18 protein-coding genes are annotated in these 19,686 nt (G+C 57.6%); 6 read left to right on the top strand and 12 right to left on the bottom strand.

Annotation, left to right across the window (positions count from 1 at the left end; all coding sequences use genetic code 11):
• Positions 1-17 precede the first annotated feature (17 nt).
• Both ACZ5RG_RS01340 and ACZ5RG_RS01335 read right to left on the bottom strand, forming a co-directional pair.
• A complete protein-coding gene (locus tag ACZ5RG_RS01340; RefSeq protein WP_298598169.1) occupies positions 18-1,157 on the bottom strand; it encodes a Gfo/Idh/MocA family protein in 1,140 nt (379 codons plus the stop codon).
• Positions 1,158-1,176: 19 nt separating this feature from the next.
• Positions 1,177-2,811: a glycerol-3-phosphate dehydrogenase/oxidase gene (locus ACZ5RG_RS01335; protein ID WP_464447600.1), complete on the bottom strand. Its 1,635-nt coding sequence runs from the start codon at positions 2,809-2,811 to the stop codon at positions 1,177-1,179.
• A gap of 134 nt (positions 2,812-2,945) precedes the next feature.
• Here ACZ5RG_RS01335 and ACZ5RG_RS01330 point away from each other — a divergent pair, with 134 nt between their 5' ends.
• Complete coding sequence (locus ACZ5RG_RS01330) at positions 2,946-3,740, top strand: DeoR/GlpR family DNA-binding transcription regulator (RefSeq protein WP_312260550.1); 795 nt, start codon at positions 2,946-2,948, stop codon at positions 3,738-3,740.
• 6 nt (positions 3,741-3,746) lie between these two features.
• Positions 3,747-5,252 (top strand): glycerol kinase GlpK, encoded by a 1,506-nt coding sequence (gene glpK, locus ACZ5RG_RS01325; protein ID WP_464447599.1) that lies wholly within the window; start codon positions 3,747-3,749, stop codon positions 5,250-5,252.
• 84 nt (positions 5,253-5,336) lie between these two features.
• Here glpK and ACZ5RG_RS01320 read toward each other — a convergent pair whose 3' ends face one another.
• Both ACZ5RG_RS01320 and ACZ5RG_RS01315 read right to left on the bottom strand, forming a co-directional pair.
• Positions 5,337-6,326: a Bug family tripartite tricarboxylate transporter substrate binding protein gene (locus ACZ5RG_RS01320; protein ID WP_464447598.1), complete on the bottom strand. Its 990-nt coding sequence runs from the start codon at positions 6,324-6,326 to the stop codon at positions 5,337-5,339.
• Positions 6,327-6,492: 166 nt separating this feature from the next.
• Positions 6,493-7,422, bottom strand: coding sequence for a porin (locus ACZ5RG_RS01315; protein WP_464447597.1), 930 nt, complete (start codon positions 7,420-7,422; stop codon positions 6,493-6,495).
• 261 nt (positions 7,423-7,683) lie between these two features.
• Here ACZ5RG_RS01315 and ACZ5RG_RS01310 point away from each other — a divergent pair, with 261 nt between their 5' ends.
• Entirely contained in the window at positions 7,684-7,965 is a 282-nt protein-coding gene (locus ACZ5RG_RS01310) for a hypothetical protein (RefSeq protein ID WP_464447596.1), read from the top strand.
• An 85-nt stretch (positions 7,966-8,050) separates the two neighbouring features.
• Here the strand turns inward: ACZ5RG_RS01310 and tnpC are convergent, their stop codons facing one another.
• The 4 genes from tnpC to istA form a co-directional block, all read right to left on the bottom strand.
• Positions 8,051-9,619 carry an IS66 family transposase gene (tnpC, locus tag ACZ5RG_RS01305; RefSeq protein ID WP_464447595.1) on the bottom strand — a complete coding sequence of 523 codons (1,569 nt, stop codon included), beginning with the start codon at positions 9,617-9,619 and terminating at the stop codon, positions 8,051-8,053.
• Positions 9,620-9,701: 82 nt separating this feature from the next.
• Complete coding sequence (gene tnpB / locus ACZ5RG_RS01300) at positions 9,702-9,956, bottom strand: IS66 family insertion sequence element accessory protein TnpB (protein WP_464447594.1); 255 nt, start codon at positions 9,954-9,956, stop codon at positions 9,702-9,704.
• A gap of 81 nt (positions 9,957-10,037) precedes the next feature.
• Positions 10,038-10,862 (bottom strand): IS21-like element helper ATPase IstB, encoded by an 825-nt coding sequence (gene istB, locus ACZ5RG_RS01295; protein WP_464446705.1) that lies wholly within the window; start codon positions 10,860-10,862, stop codon positions 10,038-10,040.
• Entirely contained in the window at positions 10,855-12,366 is a 1,512-nt protein-coding gene (istA, locus tag ACZ5RG_RS01290) for an IS21 family transposase (RefSeq protein ID WP_298596769.1), read from the bottom strand. The genes istB and istA overlap by 8 nt, the downstream gene beginning before the upstream one ends.
• A 309-nt stretch (positions 12,367-12,675) precedes the next feature.
• On the opposite strand from istA, the gene ACZ5RG_RS01285 reads away from it, so the two are divergent.
• Positions 12,676-13,035: a hypothetical protein gene (locus ACZ5RG_RS01285; protein ID WP_464447593.1), complete on the top strand. Its 360-nt coding sequence runs from the start codon at positions 12,676-12,678 to the stop codon at positions 13,033-13,035.
• A gap of 78 nt (positions 13,036-13,113) precedes the next feature.
• Here the strand turns inward: ACZ5RG_RS01285 and ACZ5RG_RS01280 are convergent, their stop codons facing one another.
• Together ACZ5RG_RS01280 and ACZ5RG_RS01275 are read right to left on the bottom strand one after the other, a co-directional pair.
• Entirely contained in the window at positions 13,114-13,353 is a 240-nt protein-coding gene (locus ACZ5RG_RS01280) for a hypothetical protein (RefSeq protein WP_108313431.1), read from the bottom strand.
• A 192-nt stretch (positions 13,354-13,545) separates the two neighbouring features.
• Positions 13,546-14,520 (bottom strand): porin, encoded by a 975-nt coding sequence (locus ACZ5RG_RS01275; RefSeq protein ID WP_464447592.1) that lies wholly within the window; start codon positions 14,518-14,520, stop codon positions 13,546-13,548.
• A 354-nt stretch (positions 14,521-14,874) separates the two neighbouring features.
• Here ACZ5RG_RS01275 and coq7 point away from each other — a divergent pair, with 354 nt between their 5' ends.
• Positions 14,875-15,501 carry a 2-polyprenyl-3-methyl-6-methoxy-1,4-benzoquinone monooxygenase gene (coq7, locus tag ACZ5RG_RS01270; protein WP_298596852.1) on the top strand — a complete coding sequence of 209 codons (627 nt, stop codon included), beginning with the start codon at positions 14,875-14,877 and terminating at the stop codon, positions 15,499-15,501.
• Between the two features lie 154 nt (positions 15,502-15,655).
• On the opposite strand, the gene ACZ5RG_RS01265 is transcribed toward coq7, so the two are convergent.
• Positions 15,656-15,958, bottom strand: a complete 303-nt coding sequence (locus ACZ5RG_RS01265; RefSeq protein WP_298596858.1) for a nucleotidyltransferase domain-containing protein — start codon at positions 15,956-15,958, stop codon at positions 15,656-15,658.
• Positions 15,959-15,977: 19 nt separating this feature from the next.
• The gene (locus ACZ5RG_RS01260) at positions 15,978-16,430 is read right to left on the bottom strand and encodes an OsmC family protein (RefSeq protein WP_298596861.1); all 453 of its coding nucleotides are present in this window, start codon (positions 16,428-16,430) and stop codon (positions 15,978-15,980) included.
• A gap of 860 nt (positions 16,431-17,290) precedes the next feature.
• Here ACZ5RG_RS01260 and ACZ5RG_RS01255 point away from each other — a divergent pair.
• Positions 17,291-19,624: a TonB-dependent receptor domain-containing protein gene (locus ACZ5RG_RS01255; protein WP_464448168.1), complete on the top strand. Its 2,334-nt coding sequence runs from the start codon at positions 17,291-17,293 to the stop codon at positions 19,622-19,624.
• Positions 19,625-19,686: the final 62 nt, after the last annotated feature.

The following is a 19,686-nucleotide window of genomic DNA, read 5'->3' as shown; positions in this document are numbered from 1 at the left end:
GCACAGCGGGCATCGCTTTAAATTTGACTCAGCGCATAAGCGCCCTGAGTCAGGTCAATGGCTTGGCCCGTGCGTGCCGACTCTTGTGCGGCCAGACCCATCAGCACAGCGGCCAGGCCATCTTTCAAACCAACCTCGACCTGGCCCACGCCACGCACCACCGCATTGAAGCGCTGGTGCTGGTAAAACGTGGAGCCGTTGTGGTCTCCTGCGGCCAAGGCCACAGGGTCAACCGGCACATCCAGCTCGCGCGGACCCTTGGGGTCACGGGGGCTGATCACCACCTTGGGCACTGGCGGCTCGCCCAGATGGGCTGGCCAAAAACGGCCTGGTCCCGGCACAAAGCACTCGGCCTTGCCACGCGATCCCACCACCGAAATTTCTTCCTGGTAACGCGCGCCCTCGGCGAACATGCACAGCTCCAGCAAAGCACGCTGGCCGTTGGCAAAGTCCACGACCACATAAGCGTTGTCCAGAATATCGGGCACGCCATCGGCATAACGCTCGTCCAGGTGGTTGTGCGCCACCGAAGCGGACGCATACACCCGCACCGGTTCGCTGCGCAGCACATGCCGCATGAGGTCAAAAAAGTGGCAGCATTTTTCGACCAGCGTGCCCCCGGTGTAACGGTTAAAACGGTTCCAGTCGCCCACCTTGACCAGGAAGGGAAAGCGGTGCTCGCGAATGGACAGCATGGCGAGCGGCCCGGTGTTTTGCTGGCTGTGGGCTTCTTCGGTCAAGCGGGCCACAGGCGGCATGTAGCGGTATTCCATCGCCACCCAGATCGGCGCGGCATAAGCGTGCCCCAACAAGGCCAGCTCGCGCAACTCATCCAATGAGGTGCAAGCAGGCTTCTCAAGCAGGACGGGTAAGGGGCGCAATGCGGCGATCTCGGCCAACTGCTGTGCGTGCCTGAAATTGGGGCTGGCCACCAGCAAACAATCCACATCGGGCGCAGTGACCACCTCGGCCAGACTCGCGGCACGCTGGCTGCCGTGAGCCAGCGCCAGACTGGCAGCGGCCATCGCGTCATCGGGTTCAAATATCCGGGTCACCGAGGCACCGGGCAACAGGGCGATGTTGCGCAGATGTTCTTGCCCCATCATGCCGCAGCCGATGATGCCGTAGCGCACATTGGAAATCGTATCGGTGCTCACAAAAATACCTCCATCACATTCATAAGCCAGCCAAGTCTGCCGGACTCAGCTGGTATTGCCGGCACAAAGCCAAAAACGCGGGCAACGCCGGGTCGATGCCCGTTTCTTGCTGCAACAACTCGGCCACACGCGGGGCCATCTGCTCGGCCAAGCGGGCATCGAGAAACAACACACGCCAGCGCCTGGCCAGCATGTCCTCGACCGTGATAGCCCACTCCGAACGCGCACAGTAGCGCACCATCGCCGCTGTCAAACCCAAGCCGAGCAACTCATCGCTGCCGGGCACATTCAACACCTTTGCCGCCTCAGACCCCAGCAAATGCGCACCTGGCGCTTCACGCAAACTGGTGGGCAGCGCACCGGCAGCAGGCGCACCAAACAAAGTGTGGCTTTCGGTGTGGGCCACACACCGGGCCTTCGGCAAATCGCCACAGGCCACCAAAGTGCTCAACACCTCTTGCGCCATGCTGCGGTAAGTCGTCCATTTGCCGCCGGTCACGGTCACAAAGCCAGGCGCTTCGCGGGCGATCAGATGTTCGCGTGACATTTGCGCCGTTTGCCCCTGCTGGCCATGTCCGTTGTCGACCAAAGGGCGCAAGCCCACCCAGACACTTTTCACATCGTGTGCCTGCAAGCGAACGCCCAAGGCGCGTGCTGTCTCACCCCACAAAAAGGCCAACTCCTCGGCCATGGGCCGCGGCTCCAGCGGGGCGTCGTCACGGGGGGTGTCGGTCGTACCGATCACCGTGGCCCCCAACCAAGGCACTGCAAACAGCACACGCCCATCGGTGGTTCGCGGCACCAGCACCGCCTCGTTCAGCGGCAAACGCGCACGGTCCACCACCAGGTGCACGCCTTGGCTCGGCTTGACCAGGCCCTGCAGTGCCGATGAACGCGATGACGATGACGAAGCCGATGTTGTTTGTGCCGATGTCTTTGGCACCGCTGTCTGCGGCCCTGCAGACAAAGCCAGCTGCCGCAAGCCATCGACCCAAACGCCAGTGGCATTGACCACGCAATGCGCCCGCAAGGTGATTTGCTGACCATTCAGGGCATCTTGCAGCGTGACTTCCCAATCTTTCTCGTGCTGCTTCAGTGCGACCACACGGGTGTGGTTGCGCACCCGGGCACCTGCGGCCTGTGCGGTCCGGGCCAAGGCCAATGCCAGCCGGGCATCCTCAAATTGACCATCCCAATAACGCACCCCGGCCACCGTGCCGGGCAATGCCAAACCAAGGTCACACAAGCTGCGCTGGCTGATGGCCTCGGTGGCCCCCAAACTCAAGCGGCCTGCCAGCCACTGGTACAGCTTGAGCCCCAAAGCCGTGATGGCCCAAGACAGCCAGCGCCGCTCGTGCACCACAAACGGCAAGGGCTGGGCCAAATGGGGAGCCAGGCCCAACACAATGGCCCGTTCGCGCAAAGCCTCCCGCACCAGCTTGAAACGCCCCTGCGCCAAATAGCGCACCCCGCCGTGCAACAACTTGGTCGAACGTGACGACGTGCCACAGGCAAAGTCGCGCGCCTCGACCAGCGCCACGCGTCGCCCCTCCAGTGCCGCCTGCACGGCCACACCCAGACCAGTGGCACCGCCACCGATCACCAGCACATCGCAGGGTGCCTGGGTCCAGTCTGAAAGATCAGGTCGAAACATAATGGAGCGCGAAATATGATTATTTATGTTCGTTTATTTTCTTTTAAGGGTTATATAACAAAAGCAAATGATCAAATATGCTCGGAATCCCTAGTTTTGCAACATCAAAAACCGGTTACAACAGGGCCATGACCATGGCACTCAATCCCAGACAACAAGCCATGCTGCACCATGTGCGCGAGCATGGCAGCCTCAAAACCGAGGCTTTGGCAGCCCAATTCGGCACCACACTGCAAACCATCCGCCGTGATGTCCAGCGACTGACAGAAACGGGGGCCATGGAACGGTTTCATGGTGGCGTGCGCGCCATTGACAGCAGCACCCGCAACACCACTTACACCCAGCGCCAGCGCACCCATGCCGAGGCCAAGCAGCGCATTGCACGCACCGTGGCGGCAGCCATCCCGCCGGGTGCCAGCTTGTTCATGAACATTGGCACCACCGTCGAAGCCGTGGCCAGCGAACTGCTGCACCATGCCGATCTGCGGGTGATCACCAACAATTTGCATGTGGCCCGCACCTTGACGGCCAATCCCCAGTGCGAAGTGCTCATGGCCGGCGGCACGGTGCGCCACGAAGACCTGGGCGTGGTGGGCGAAGCGGCGCTGTCGTTCATCCGCCAATTCAAGGTGGACATCGGCCTGATCGGCATCAGCGGCATCGATGCCGATGGCACCCTGCGCGACTTCGACATGCGCGAAGTCATGGTGGCGCGGGCCATCGTCGAGCAATCTCGCCAGGTTTGGCTGGTGGCCGACCACAGCAAATTTGGCCGTGCAGCCATGATCGAGATGGCACCGCTCAAAGTGCTGCACACCTTGTTCACCGACGCGCCTCTCGCCCCAGATTTCGAGAGCCTCTTGCGCGATCAAGCCGTTCGCTGCGTCGTGGCGCCCGCCAAAGACATGTCTTCAGACACCCCCAACTGACAAACCATGACACAGCCCACTTATTTGCTCGCACTCGACCAGGGCACCTCCAGCTCCCGGGCCATTGTTTTCAACGACCACGGCCACATCGTCGGCACGGCGCAACAAGAATTCCCGCAAATTTACCCTCAACCTGGCTGGGTAGAACACGACCCCTTGAGTCTTTGGCACAGCCAACGCGACACAGCGCAAAAGGTGCTCGCCCAATGCAACTTGACGGCCGCCGACATCCGGGGCGTGGGCATCACCAACCAGCGCGAAACCACCCTGCTGTGGAACCGCCAGACCGGCGTGCCACTGCACAACGCCATCGTCTGGCAAGACCGGCGCACCGAAGCACTGTGCCAGCAATGGCGCGAACAAGGGGTGGAGCCACTCATTCAGCAGCGCACCGGCTTGCGCCTCGACGCCTATTTCTCGGCCACCAAACTGCGCTGGTTGCTCGACCACATTCCTGGTGCCCGTGCACAAGCACAAGCCGGTGAACTGGCTTTTGGCACCGTAGACACCTGGCTGATTTGGCAATTGACGGGGGGTCAAAGCCACCGCACCGACATCAGCAACGCCAGTCGCACCTTGCTGCTGAACATCCATACCGGGCAATGGGACGATGAATTGCTCGATTTGTTCGGCATCCCTCGGGCCGTGTTGCCCGAGGTGCATGCCTCTGTGGCCGATTTTGGTCGGGTGCAAACCGGCTTGCTTGGGCCTGGGCTGGGGCCGGTCATTGGCGGCGTGGCGGGCGACCAACAATCGGCCTTGCTGGGACAAGCTTGCTTGCAAGCAGGCGAGGTCAAAAACACCTACGGCACGGGCTGCTTCATGCTCATGCACACCGGGCACGCCGCACTGCACAGTCACAGTGGCCTCATCACCACCTGCGCCGCGCAGCTGCAGCCCAATGCCGCGCCCGGATACGCCCTGGAAGGCAGCGTGTTCATGGGCGGTGCGGTGGTGCAATGGCTGCGCGACGGCCTCAAAGCCATCACGCACAGCAGTGACGTGGAAGCGCTGGCCGCAAGCGTGAACGACAGCGATGGCGTGGTGCTTGTGCCGGCATTTGCCGGTTTGGGTGCGCCCTATTGGCTGCCCCATGCACGCGGCAGCATTCAGGGCTTGACCCGTGGCAGCGGTGTGGCCCACATTGCCCGCGCTGCGCTCGAAAGCATTGCACTGCAAAGCACCGTGCTGCTGCACGCCATGCAACAAGACGCCAAACACCTGCCGCACCTGCAAGTCAAGGCCCTGCGCGTGGACGGGGGTGCCTGCAGCAACAACTTGCTGATGCAAATGCAAGCCGACCTGATGGGCTTGCCCGTGGTCAGGCCTCAAACCACCGAAACCACCGCCCTGGGGGCGGCTTTGCTGGCAGGACTACAGCAAGGCGTGTTCAGCGAACCGGGTGAGCTGCGCGAGCGGCTGGCCACCGAACGTGTTTTCGAGCCGCAATGGAGCCGAGACCAAGCCGAGGCCAAACTGGCCGCTTGGGCGACCGCCGTTCAGCGCAGTTGAAAACCAGTCACCAAACTTCAACAGCCAACGGCCAACAGCCAACAGCCAACAGCCAAAGCGTCTTTCACCCAAACCAACGGCCGCTTAAATGGCGTCCATCTGGATGCCTTGCTGGCGCACCACTTTCTTCCAGCCATCCAAATCGCTGCGAATGAACCTGTCCATGTGCGCCACACCTTGCGGGGCGGGTTCCAGGGCATCGGCCTTGAAACGCGCTTGCACATCGGGCATGGCCGTGATGCGGCCAATCGCCTGACCCAAACGCTCCACCACATCGGCGGGCGTGCCTTTGGGCGCCACCAAACCAAAGTAATTCAAGGCACTCAAATCGGCCAAACCCTGCTCGGCCAGTCCCGGCACTTGCGGTAAAGACGGGTGACGCTGCGCGGTGGTCACCGCCAAGGGCTTGATGCGGCCATCGCGCACAAAAGGGGCCAAGGCCGGGATCGTGCCTGTGAGCAAGTGGATTTGTCCGCCGATCATGTCCAGTGTGGCGGGGGCGATGCCGCGGTAAGGAATGTGCACGATCGACACCCCTTTTTTCGCCTTCAGCTGCTCCAGCACCAAGTGGTTGATGCCACCTGCGCCCGCAGAGCCGTAATTGAGCTGCCCAGGTCGGGTTTGGGCATAGGCCACCAATTCGGCCAGCGTGTTGAAAGGCAAATCCTTGTTGCAAGCCCACATCAAAGGCCCTTGGGCCACCATGCTGATCGGCGCAAAACTGGCCACCGGGTCATAGCCCGCGTTGGGCAACACCGCAGGCACGGTGGTAAAAGGTGCCGCGACCAGCAAAAGCGTGTGCCCGTCAGCCGGGCTTTGCGCCACATGCTGGGTGCCAATCGCCCCCGAAGCACCGGTGCGGTTCTCGACCACCACGCTGGCACCCCACAAATCGCCCAACTTCTGCGCCAACAAACGCCCCATGGCATCGGTGCCCGCGCCTGCGGCAAATGGCACCACGATGCGCACCGTTTTATCAGGGTAAGTGGCCGCTTGCGCACCCAGTGCGTGCACAAAACTGCCGGCTGCAGCCGAAGCCAGCCACTGGCGGCGAGAAAAATGAGGCAAGGTCATGGGGTACAAAAATGTCAAAAACAATGGCCAGATTGTGATCTGCAGACATGTCGGCTGAATGACAAAAACCCACCTGAACGCAGCGCAAGCCATAAAAAAACCCACCGTGTTGCCACGGTGGGTTTTTTAGTCTTTTAAACCTCAACTGGCTTGCGCCAGCGGGGGATTAGAAGGAGTGAGCCAACTGAACGCGTGTGTTGGTGTTAGTACCAGCAACGTTAGCTGTCTTGGCGGACTGACCTTGCAAAGCCACGTAAGTGCGCTTGCTCAGGTTGTACTGAACAGCGAAGTCATAACCCGTGTTGTTGCCGGCAACGCCATCAGTCTTGCTGGTAGCGTAGATCATGCCAACGTTGAATGCGCCGAAAGGAGCAGACACGCTAACAGCGGTTTCGTTTTTCTTGATGCCGGCTGTTGTCTTGGCAGTCTGGTAGCCAGCGCCCACAATGGCAACGCCCAGGTTGTAGTTAGCGCTCATGCGTGTACGGCTGTCAGCACCAGCTGTCAAAGAGTTCAAACCGTAGTTGGTCATGTCAATAGCAGCAGACAGAGGGCCGTTGGCGTAGTTCAAACCAACCACGGTAGCGTCTTGGGATGTAGAAGTAGCTTGAGCACCGCCAGCGCCGACCGAGTCGATCATCAGGGCTTTCACGGAGAAACCGTTCATTGCAGGCGATGTGTATTGCAGCAAGTCAACGTTGGAAGCAGCGGCCAATTGCACGCCGTTATCCAAGCCGATGTATGTTGGGCCGCCAGCAGTGACCAAGCCCAGAATGCCGTTGCCGGCTTCAACTGCGCCAACAGTCACAGTACCGAAACCACCTGTCAGGTACATGCTGGAGTCACGTGGACGTGCGCCGTTGCTTTGAGCGCCATCAACGGCAACATCACGGCCGCGCAAACGCAGGGCCATGTTAGCGCCGGCCTTCAAGCCACCGCCCAAGTCTTCCACAGCAGCGATGTTCCAGTCACCGTCGGTAACACCAACACCAGTTGTCTTAACACCAGCAGAAGTCTTGGCATCGCCGTAAGCAAAACGCAGCTTACCTGTCAAAGACACAGAAGATTGAGCGAAAGCAGCGCCCGAAGCGGCCACAACAGCCAGAGCAACAAAAGCTTAATTTTTCCTTAGAGCATCCGAAAAGTTTACAAGAGCACGCCAAGGTTTTTCCAACCTAAAAGTGACGCTTGTTGCAAACCTGCAGGTCTACAACTTGCGAGTGTGCTGCATGTCTTTTTATCAACGTGGATACGCACGGTGCAGCACGGCAACAACACGGCAAGACTGCGCCTGTAAAACGCACCAACCGTTTTTGTGCGCGGTTGCATTTGCGATGTACAACAGTACGCTTGAGTGATGCATACCGTTTTTACCGCAGCCGCAGCCAACGACCCAGTGCTGCGCACTCAAGCACGTGAGCGCACAGTGCCCATTCCTGCGACCATCACACCAGTGCCAGGTTATCCACGCAAACTATCAGTGTTCAAAATAGCTGCCAGCAAGTTTTGGCAAGTGCGCTGCTGGATTGCGGGACGTACACACAGACGCAGCACACAAACGCAAAGCCTGCGCATGGCACAAAGCTTTGCACGTGACTTTTATGAACAACTGCTAGCGCAGTCTGCCAGTTTGCGGTAAGCGTCCGGCCATCCCATCTGGTTTTTTGATTTTCCCGCCCGCTTAGCAGATACGTGTCCACGCCAAGATCGTGGACACGTACACACTATCCCGCCGACCACCGGTGCGGCAGCAACTCATCTATTCGGTTGTTCATGTGCATCGGCAGCCTCGTCAGCACATCTTTCAAGTACGCATGCGGGTCGTGTCCATTCAGTTTGGCCGACTGAATCAAACTCATCACCGCCGCCGCCCTTTGGCCAGCACGCAGCGAGCCCGCAAACAACCAATTGTTCCTGCCAATCGCGATCGGCCTGATTTGGTTCTCGATCCAGTTGTTGTCCACCGGCAATTGACCGTCTTCCAGGAAACGTGTCAACGCCCTCCAGCGCCGCAGGCTGTAGTCGATCGCTTTGGCCGTGGCCGAACCTTCGGGCACCTTTTGCCGGTTGAGCACCAGCCACTCGTACAAGGTCTGCACCAACGGCTGGCTTTTGTCTTGCCGTATTCCCAGTCGCTCTTCGCAACTGAGATCTTTGACCTCCCGCTCCACCGCATAGATTTGCGCCATTTGCCTGACGGCTTGCTCGGCAATCTGGCTTTGGTTGGCCAGCTGCAAGTCATGGAACTTGCGCCGGGCGTGCGCCCAGCAGCCGACCTCGGTGATCTGACCCGATGCATCGCCCATGAGTTGCTTGTAGCCACTGAAGTCATCGACCACCAATGATCCTCGCCATTCATCCAAGAACGCTTTGGCGTTCGCCCCCGCTCGGCTTTCGCAAAAGTCGTACACCACAGCTTTGATGTCTTCATGCGCTCCGGCTGCATACGCCCACAAATACGCTCGGTGCGTTTTGCCTTTGCCCGGTTTGAGCATTTGCACCGGGGTTTCATCGGCGTGGACCACGCTTCGGCTCAGAATGTCTCGCTTCAAAGCGTCCACCAACGGTTGCAGCTCCACCCCGCAGCTGCCCACCCATTGGGCAAGTGTCGAGCGGGACAGCGCCACACCCGCGCGCCCAAAGATCGCTTCCTGGCGGTACAGCGGCAGGTGGTCGGCAAACTTGTTCACCAGCACCTGGGCCAGCAAACCCGGTGTGGGGATGCCTTTGTCGATGACGTGTGGCTCGACCGGCACCTGCACCAAAGTTTGGCAGCAAGCGCAGGCCCATTTGCCACGCACATGACGGTGCACGCAAAACACGCCGGGCACATAGTCCAACTTCTCGGACACGTCCTCACCAATGCGCTTCATCTGGCTGCCGCAGCCGGGGGCTGTGCACACAGTGGACTCGGGCTCGTGGGCAAAGGTCTGGCGCGGCAACTCAGCGGGCAAGGCCTGGCGCTTAGGCGTTCTTTTTTCTTGAGCCGCAGCAGACTCAGGCACAGCCAGTGCGATCTCATCGGCCACAGCCTGCAAATCGGCGTCCAGTGTTTCATCGAGCAAGCTGCGCTGCTCGGCGTTCATCCGCTCGCTCTTGAGGCCAAACTTCAGGCGCTTGAGAACGGCATTCTCGTAGGTCAGCTTGTCGATCAGGGCTTGCTTGAATTGAATTTGCGCCGCATCAGCTTTGATTTTTTCGGTGTTGCTCGCCACCTTTTGCAGCAAACCCGTGACCATCTCACGCAGCTCATCTGCGTTCAAGTCTGCAAGTGCGGGCGGTGCGCTGTTCATGGGGTAGAAGTGTGCCCAACACTGCCGGTGTTGGGTATCCGAGGATGCCCCAATTGAACAACTCAAAGACCAGGGTCGATGATCACAAAACCGTGATCACGCCCGCATCACCCATGCGTTGCCAAGGCAAACCAAGCGCCAATGCGTTCAACTGCGCTGCGTTCATCGGCAACCGGGGCGACAGCCGAGCATCGCCCCAAACGAATTTACCGGTGTTCAACCTGCGCGCTGCCAGCCATACGCCGACCCCGTCATGCACGAGCACCTTCATGCGGTTGGCGCGCTGGTTGGCAAACAGATAGGCGTGATGCGGATGGGCTTGTTGACGCCGATCCAATATTGACCACCTGTGCCGATTGAATTTTGACCAGGGGCTTGAGCCAGCTTTTATCTCCGCTGGCTGTGGATAACTATAAGTTTAATTGTCGTCCCGCATCCCCTTTCTCTCCGCTTTTCTTGCCTGCTCCCTGGCTTTAATTCGGCCCCTCGCCTCATTGGAGCTGTGCCTGAATCGGTAGGACTCATTGCCCGTTTCCACAATGTGGCAGTGGTGCGTCAACCGGTCCAGCAGCGCCGTCGTCATCTTGGCATCCCCAAACACGCTAGACCATTCGGCAAACGTCAGGTTCGTCGTGATCAGCACGCTCACCCGTTCATACAGCTTGGACAGCAAGTGAAACAGCAGTGCCCCTCCGGCTTGGCTGAACGGCAAATACCCCAACTCATCGAGTACCACCAAGTCCATGCGCGACAAACTCAACGCAAGCCGACCTGCCTTGCCTTGAGCCTTCTCTTGTTCCAGCGCGTTGACCAGGTCCACCGTCGAGTAGAACCTGACCTTTTTGCCGTGTTGCGTCAGCCCCGAGATGCCCAGCGCCGTGGCCAGGTGCGTTTTGCCCGTCCCCGGCCCCCCTATGAGCACCACGTTTTGCGCATCCTGCGTGAACGACAGATCGGCCAGTTTGTGCACCAATGCCCGGTCCACTTGTGACGCCTCAAAGTTGAAGCCCGCCAAATCCCGGTGCACCGGGAACCGCGCGGCCTTGGTTTGATGCGCAATCGATCGCATATGGCGGTTGACTGCTTCGGCTTGCAGCAAGTGCTCGATCAGCCAGCGAGATGCCTGCAGCTCGGCATTGCCACCTTGCTCCACCAGATCCGCCCATGCCATGGCCATGCCGCTCAGTCTGAGCCCTTTAAGTTCGGCCTGGATGTCCCGCTGTGTTGGCTTGTACTCAGTCATGCGTCACCTCCACGCTGGACCGCAGGCCGTCGTAGCGCGCCGTGTTGGCCATCGGCACCTCACTGAGCTGCAGCGATGTTTCGGCTTGCTGCGGCATCGGTGGACTGCTCAAGCGCGCCAACACGTTGCGCACATGCTCCACGCTGATGCCACCGTTGGGGGTGGCGCCTTCCAGCAAAACCTCCACCGCCACCAATACAGCGTCCAGCCCCGCTTGCGGCACCACGGCCAGCACCTGGGCCATCACCCGGTCACCTCCAGCATGGCGCATCAGCGATTGCCGCAGCTTCAACAGCGCAGGCGGCAAGTCCAGAAACGGTGTGCCATTCCTCAGCGCCCCCGGCTTGCGTTGCACCAGGTCGATGTAATGCTGCCAGTCGTAGCTGATTTGCGCCCGGTTGGTCAGCCTTGCGTGACTGGCCACGATGGCGTCTTGGGCCACCACATCGACTCGGCCCGGATACAGCCTTGTACTGACCATCTGCCCAGCCCACTCGCACGGCACCGAATATTTGTTGCGCGCCACATTGACCAAACAGGTGCTGCTCACCCGGGCCGGATTCTCCACATACCCATCAAACGGCTCGGGCATGCTCATCAAGTGCTCATGCTCCAAATCCAGCATCTCGGCCAGCGTGAACTGCTTTTGCTCAGGGTGCGGTGTTTCGGCCCAGATCGAGCGGCAGCGCTCAGCCAACCAAGCATTGAGCTCAGCAAACGAGCCAAACCGCTTGGTGCCAGCCTCTATCCAGATACGCCTGCGGCTGTCCTGCACGTTCTTCTCCACCACCCCTTTCTCCCAACCCGAGGCCACGTTGCAAAAGTCCGGCTCGAACAGGTAGTGGCTGCACAGCGCATTGAAGCGGGCATTGACGATGCGACCTTTGCCTTTCTTGACCTTGTCCACCGCCGTCTTCATGTTGTCGTAAATGCCCCGGCGCGCCACACCGCCCAGCGCCGCAAAACTGCGGGTGTGCGCGTCAAACAACATCTCGTGTCCCTGGCTGGGGTAAGCCACCACCCAGAACGCCCGGCTGGCGCACAGCTTGAGATGTGAGACCTGCATGTGGTGGTACACCCCGCCAATGAGCAACCCTTCCTCGCTCCAGTCAAACTGAAACGCCTCGCCCAGCTCGAAACTCAAAGGCACATACGCCTTGGATGCCGCCTTGCCCTCTTGCTCGCGCCAACCCCGAATGAAATCCGTCAATCGGCTGTAGCCGCCCCGATAGCCCTGCGCCTGCAACTGCGCCAACAGCGCCCGCGCACTGCGCCGGGCATGTTTGGGTCGATGGGAATCGGCTTTGAGTGCCTGCACCAACGTCGCCTCAAACGCGCTGAGCTTGGTGAATCCGCTTTGCCTTTTGTACTTGGGAGCCTGGTCGCCAGGGGCTTTGAGCCATTTTTTGACCGTGTTGCGCGACAGTCCCGTGCGCTTGGCAATCTCGCTGTTGGAGAGTTGCTCGCGCAACTTCATGCGCCTGACCTTACCTATCATTTCCATGGTGATCACCTTCTATCTCTCCTGCTGAATATTTCAGCAGGCCAGTTGAACACCCTGGTCAATTTTGAGTCGGCACTCCTAGGTTTAGATGGTCAGTTTTCGGTCGGCGGCAACAATTGCCAACTCATTTCGTGTGCACCGCATCGCTGCAACTTGCGCCGATGCAATTGATTTTTCACATTCCTCTGCTGCACTTGTTTCATTCATTTTTTCTCAATCATTTTCTACCGCATCACGACGCACTGCGCTAGCACAACACCGCACAGCTAGCGCAGTCACCGCACTTGTGCCAGTGCGATAAATAATTGCATGAAGATCAGCGAAATTACTCAACCACTACTGTTATTCATCGCCAACGTTCGTGTTGTTCAAAACCACTTGACCATCACCGCTCGAATCGTGGCACTCGCTGATAACTTCATGCGTGCCAAAATCTTGCTCGCGGAAAAGTACGGAGCAGAAAATGTTCTGTCCCTGCTACCGTTTGCACACGAACAAGCGATTGACGAAACCACAGCGCCGTTGTCCGCTGCAGAGCTTCAAGTCAAATCCATGCGCGACCGTGCCAAACAACTCAACCAACAAGCCCAGCAAGTCAAAGCACGCAGCAAGCTGCAAAAAGCACAGCAAAATCTTTTCAAAGCACACCAACCACCACGCACCAACTGACACCATTGCGTGCACACATAAAAAAACAGCGTACACAAAGCGTGACGCTGTTTTTCTTTGAGCTGTTTTCCAACGCCTTTATGTGCTGCGCTTTTTTCTTGTCGCTGTTTTGCGTGGCGTTGTCTTGCGAGCGGGAGTTGATTTGATGAAGTCTTTTACATCTTTGTATTCGAATGCATGTGACTCATATAAACGCTTGATTGATTCCAAAGCTGCTTGCCGCGCAACTTCACGTTGCTGTTTGATTTGTTCTTCAAGTAATTTTTGAGCAGCAATCATCTCTTCAAGTTGCTGTTGCGGATCATTAGTAGCTGTCATTTGTGTCTCCAATGTGTTGTTGTCACATTTATCAATTTATCAGCAACATCACCAACACTGCACCAGTGTTTTCCCTTGAGTGCAGTTGTTTCGTCTCTGCAACGCACAGCGTGCAGTCGTAAAAAAACCCACCGTGTTGCCACGGTGGGTTTTTAGTCTTTTAACTCTCAGCTGGCTTGCGCCAGCGTCAAATTAGAAGGAGTGGCGAACGCCAGCCCAGTAAGTCTGGTTGGCATCGCCCTTGACTTTGTAAGTGTTGGCTTCCAAAGTAGTGCGCTTGCTCAAAGCGTAGTCAACACCAACGGATGTCTTGTCTTTGGTGGACAGTTGGTCGTTCAGGTAGCCCACTTTGCCAGTGAACGCACCGAATGGGATGCTGGCGGACACGGAAGTGCCTTTAGCCAACTCAGTACCGTTGACGGCGTCTTTCTGGTTACCAGAAATCAACATCAACTTGGCAACGCCCAGGTCGTAAGATGCACCGAAAGAGCTGATTTTCACGCCATTCACCACAGCAGCAGTCGCAGCAGCAGTAGGACTAGTTGCCAGCGCAGCAGGAGCCAAACCAACCACTTTTTCACTGACGTAGGCAACCGACACTGGGCCGTTTGCATATGTCAACAACACGTGTGTGGAGTCAGCGTTAGAACCAGCAGTGCTGTTGGTGTTGGCCTTCAGAGCGCCACCCAAAACTGCTTTGAAGCCGTTGAAAGAAGGGCTGGTGTAACGGAATTGACCGTTTTGTGTAGCACCAGCGTATGTTGTGGGGTTCACGTGAGCGCCGTTAGAACCGAATGGGTTGAAACCCCACACTTGGTCGAAACCGATGCGACCGAATTGCACACCACCGAAACCGCCTTCAATGCCCACAGCTGCCAAGTGGAAGCCAGCTTTGTCGCCAGTAACGCCAGATTCGTTACGCAATGCGCCGTTAGATGCATCAAAACGCAATTGAGTCATGGCTGTAGCCTTCAAGCCACCGCCCAGATCTTCGGTGACCTTGACGTTGATCGCGTTGCCGGAACCCTGGTCTGGGGTGATGGACTTGAGTGAAGCTGCATCAGACTTGTAACCAATACGGAAAGCGCCGTCGATGGTGGCAGTAGATTGAGCGAAAGCAGCGCCGGAAACTGTCAGAACAGCCAGAGCAATCAGAGTTTTTTTCATTGAGAGTTTCTCCAAAGTTTAAAAAAGAGCCTTGAATCCACCAGGTGAAGACCACCTGCCTGAACGCTTAGCCAACCTCCAAATTCGGAAGGTTGTGTGTATTCGACCAGAGCCGCGCTTCTTTTCCAAGAATTTCAAAGAATAAAGGGCTTTTTCGTTGCATCCCTGCAACAAACCAAGAATGGCGGCCTTTATTTGAATCACTTTCACTCTATTTTTATCAATGAATTCAACAACTTCCAGATACTGTCAAAAGTATCAGATGAGAAATAACAACCCTCTTCGTGGTGCCGCAATGCAGCAAGTACAAACCCTCAGCGCACGGTTAAGGCGCTATTTGCTAAGCTAGCCTTCATGAACACCCACGCTTTGATACTGGCCGCTGACAGCGCTTTGCGCACTTTGTGGGCCGAACCTCGCGCCAGCCGCCCGACCCCATTGGCCGCCACCTCCGAGCTGGAGCTGACAGATGCCGAGCGCCGCGAGTCTGCCGCGCTGATGCGCGTGAACCATGTGGGCGAGGTGTGTGCACAGGCGCTTTACACCGGACAAACGCTAGCCTGTCAAAACCCGGCCTTGCGCGCCCAGTTGGTCGAAGCCAGCCGCGAAGAAACCGATCACCTGGCCTGGACGCAGCAGCGGCTGACTGAGTTGAAGGGCCGCCCCTCGCTGCTCAACCCGCTTTGGTATGCCGGTGCCTTTGCCATTGGGTACGCCGCAGGCAAACTGGGCGGTGACAAAGTGAGTTTGGGCTTTGTGGTCGAGACCGAACGGCAGGTGGAAGCTCACCTGCAAAGTCACATGGACCTGTTGCCTGCAGCCGACAGCGCATCGCGTGCCATCGTGGCGCAAATGAAGACCGACGAAATCGCCCATGCTCAGATGGCCATGAAGGCCGGGTCGGTGGAACTGCCTGGCCCAGTCAAATCAGTGATGGCGCTGGCGGCCAAAGTGATGACGACGGTGGCACACCGGGTTTGACGGTCAAACTCTGGCCTACATCTTGAGTTGCGTCACGGTCACTCCGGCATCGATGCTGGCCACAAACGACTGTTTGCAGTGTTACCCGTCAGGCCAGACAAGCGTTGACGCTCGCCTGGGGAGAGTTTGTCTTTCAGGCTTTGTGAATTGGGGGTCATGTCAGCAAAACGCCTTCTGAAAGTGCCACCGTATCAACGGACAAAATATTCTGCGTCGCGTCCAGCAATCGGACATCCACTTTGCGTCCATCCAGCTGCCTCTGCAGTTGCGCTGCCAGCAATGAGGCTTCCCATATTGGGTTGTTAACTTTGCCTTGAACTTGTATGTGCAAGTCGATGTCCCCCCCCTTTGCCGAGTCATCCAATCGAGAGCCAAACAAACGCACCACAGCCAAGTCGCCCCAGCGAAGCGCGACAGCCTGTTGAATGATGGCTCGTGATTGGGGAGAAAGTCTCATGCTTTTGAGGATACTGGATTCAAGCCGCCTCCACCACCTCAAAACTGGTGGTGATCTCTGCGGTTTTGCCCAGCATGATGCTGGCCGAGCAGTATTTGTCGTGGCTCATGGCAATGGCCCGCTCCACCGCGCTGGCGGGCACGCCCTTGGCTGTGACGGTGAAGTGCATGTTGATGCGGGTGAAGACTTTGGGGTCCACCTCGGCACGTTCGCTGCTAATTTTGACGCTGCAGCCGCGCACGTCATGGCGACCTCGCTTCAAGATGAGCACGACGTCGTAAGCGGTACACCCGCCAGTGCCTGCCAACAGCATTTCCATAGGGCGGGGTGCCAGGTTTTGTCCGCCGTTTTCAGGCTTGGCCGCATCGGGTGCGCCATCCATGGCCACCACGTGGCCCGAGCCAGTTTCGGCCAAAAAGCCCATGCCTGAGCGGGTGCCGGCAGCGCCGGTCCAAGTGACTGTGCATTCCATGTTCATTTCCTTGGTGAGTGGCTTGCCCTGTGGGTCAAGTGATTTTGTGTGTGCCTATGGTACCCAAGCGCAGATGCTGCAATTGCCAGACCACGTCATAGCCAACGGGGAAATTTGCCATAGCCTGCGCTTAGATTTGTCATACCCGTCGCGTAAATTTTCCATAGCTTGCGCTTAGATTTGTCATATTCGGCTCATAACTTTGTCATACCCGGCTTGACCGGGTATCCATAACCACCGAAGGCATAGACCCCCGGTCAAGCAGGAGACAAGTGGGGCTGCACGGCCCCCGATCAAACCGGTGCTGACTGACGCCGCCACCCGCACCCAAACATTTGACGATTTTTTACAGTTTGTGAGGCTGCGCATGCTGCATCGCAACAAAAACACCCGTACAATTGCGAACAGTCGTGCTTTTTTGCACACACCAGTTGTCTCCTCCACCCTCTGAAAAGGTGGATTTGCCCCGATCCGCAAGGTTCGGGGCATTTTTTTTGCCTTGAAAATCAATTTTTGAATACTTTAATAGCATTAATGGTTTAATTTCACATCTCTTAACTTTGTTTGTCATCCTTCAAAAATGACAGAAAGGGCGGATCATGCGTTTCCATTCTGCTGGGCTCCCAAACGAAATCATCCGCTTGAAACTGCGATGGCATTCGTTGCTGGCATGTTGTGCCGTATGGGGTCTTGTGTTGCTGCCGCTACCGACTCGGGCGCAATACCAAGTCAACATCGTGGACAAAGCACCTGAGTACCGGCAATTCGAGCGGGTCGAGATCACTGGCTCCAGCGTGGTCCATCCACGTGGCCGCGAAGCATTGCCGGTGCGCGTCATTGACCGCAAAGAAATCGAACGAATGGGCGTTCAGTCGGTGCCCGAGCTGATTCAAGGCCTGTCGGCGATGCATTCGTACACCGAATCAGGTGGGACCAATATCAAGGGCGAAGGAGGCTACCGGTCGGCAGCAATTCATGGCTATGAAGCTGGCACATTGGTCTTGATCAACGGGCGCAGATCACCTTCTTTTGCCAAACAACGCCCTCAGGTGGACCGCACGGCTGTTGATTTGTCGATGGTTCCCCTGCGCGCCATTGACAGGGTCGAGATTTTGACCGACGGTGCCTCGTCGCTCTATGGCAGCGATGCGATTGCCGGAGTCGTGAACCTGATCACGCTTCAGCAAGCCCCCGGACTGAGCATGACTGCTGAAAAACTGACCACTCAAGGTGCTGGCGATGGGAGCAGCGCTGGCATCAGTTGGGGCAAAGGCAAATTGGATCTGGATGGGTATGCTTTGTCCATGCATCTGGAAACGCAACACCGTGATCCGGTGCGCATGCGTGACCGGGCTTACACAGACCTTCGCACACAGCTTTATGGGCACGACGCACAAGGCAAGCCTGTGTATTTTGTGCCGCAAAACATGTTTCCCCACAATGCGCCAGCGCAACTGCTGAGCAACAGCACCAATCCGTCGTTGTGCCCTGCTGGCTTTGATTACACCGTGACCCGCAGAGACACAAGCTGGCCTACGCCTTACCAGTGCCAGACCAGCCAGTTGCGAGACACTTACCTGTACCCGGCTTATGACAACACCACTTTGTGGATGGCGTTTGAAAAGCGCATCGATGCCACGCGGGCTGTTTTTTCCGAGATCGGTTATCAACAGCAGTTCAGTGACTATCGCCGCAACGTCAACGGACGCGCCACCCAGGACAACACCCTCTACGATGCGGAAGACTTCAACCCGGGTTTTGCCAAAGAAAAACAATACAACCACAGGGTCGTGATCGGTGTCCGTGGTGAATGGAACAACTGGTATTTCACTGCGAGCCACACCCGGGCCGAAAACCACTTTGAAACCGTCAACCGAGGGGGTTTTACCCAGGGCTCAAACTGGGGAACCATCCTGACCACCGCAGAGCGCCAACAAGACCCCGCCAGTTACTCTGATGCAACATGGGCCAAAATAAGAGCCCGTTTTGCAACGCCTACAAGCTCACAGGAATACCGCACGCGCCTGCAAGACACGCAACTGCAAGCTTCGCGCACGGTGGGCGAAACCGCGTGGGGTGACATCAAACTTGGGACGGTGCTGTTCAACACCCAATCGCAACTGATCAATGAACTGGCTGGGAACCGTGAGGACTACCCTTTCAAGCGGGACAACAGTGGTGCGGCCCTGGAGCTGCAGCTGCCCTTGTGGGACCGACTCGAGTTTGTCTCAAGTTTGCGAGTCGAACAGTACAGTGACTTTGACAGAGTCCTGACAGGCAAACTGGGGGCCAAACTGGAAGTGGCCGACAACACCCATTTGCGCATCAGCACAGGCACCGGCTTCCGGGCCCCAACCCTTGCCCAAACCAGCGCCAGCAATTACAGCCGTTTCGGCTTGACCAGCTCTACCGATTACTACTCGGTCGGCAACCCGGATCTGAAACCTGAAAAATCCAGGCAATGGAGTCTGGGCATCCTGTATCAACCAACACCGCAGTGGAGCGTAGGGCTGGATTATTGGGCTCTGGGTGTGCGAGATGTCTTTGGCACTTGGACCGACGATCAGATCTGGAACGACCCGACGCTCCGAGCGCTTTACTACACAAGCAATTACAACAGCGCAGGAAAAAACCGATACCTTTTCAAGCCGTTTAACCAGGGCATCATGACCAAGTCAGGTGTTGACTACCAAATGCGCTACCGCTGGCCTGTGCGCATGGGACGGGTTTGGAGCGGACTGGAAGGCACTTACAACATCAGGTCAAAGCGCAGCACTTACCCCGGCCAAACACCCATCTCCAATCTGGGCAATTACGATACGGCGACAGGCACGGTGGTGGCACGCAACATGCTGCGCCTGACGACGTCACTCGAATCCCGGGATTTCAGTGTCACGGCTCATGTCAACTACCACTCTGGCAACGATGAGCTCATGCCGGCCTTGATCGACTCAAAAGGCTACTTCGTGGGCGACCAATTCACGCACCGCGTACCGGATCATTGGACTCTGGATGTCTCCGGGGTGTACCGGTTGACACCTGCCATCAGCATGCGAGTGCATATTGCCAACCTGACCAACCGCACACCGCCCACTCGCTACAACAGCCCCTACCTTAGCTCGACGTTGTCAGACACGCGCTATGACGACTATTACGGCCGCACCATGCGTATCGCCATGGACATCAAGTTCTAAAAAGATGGCCAGGCCTGCACGCTATGATCAAACCATCGCCCACCTCTTGCGCGGGCCTGTGA

The sequence above is a fragment of the Limnohabitans sp. TEGF005 genome, from assembly GCF_055394835.1.
This window is presented reverse-complemented; position numbering and strand designations above follow the sequence as displayed.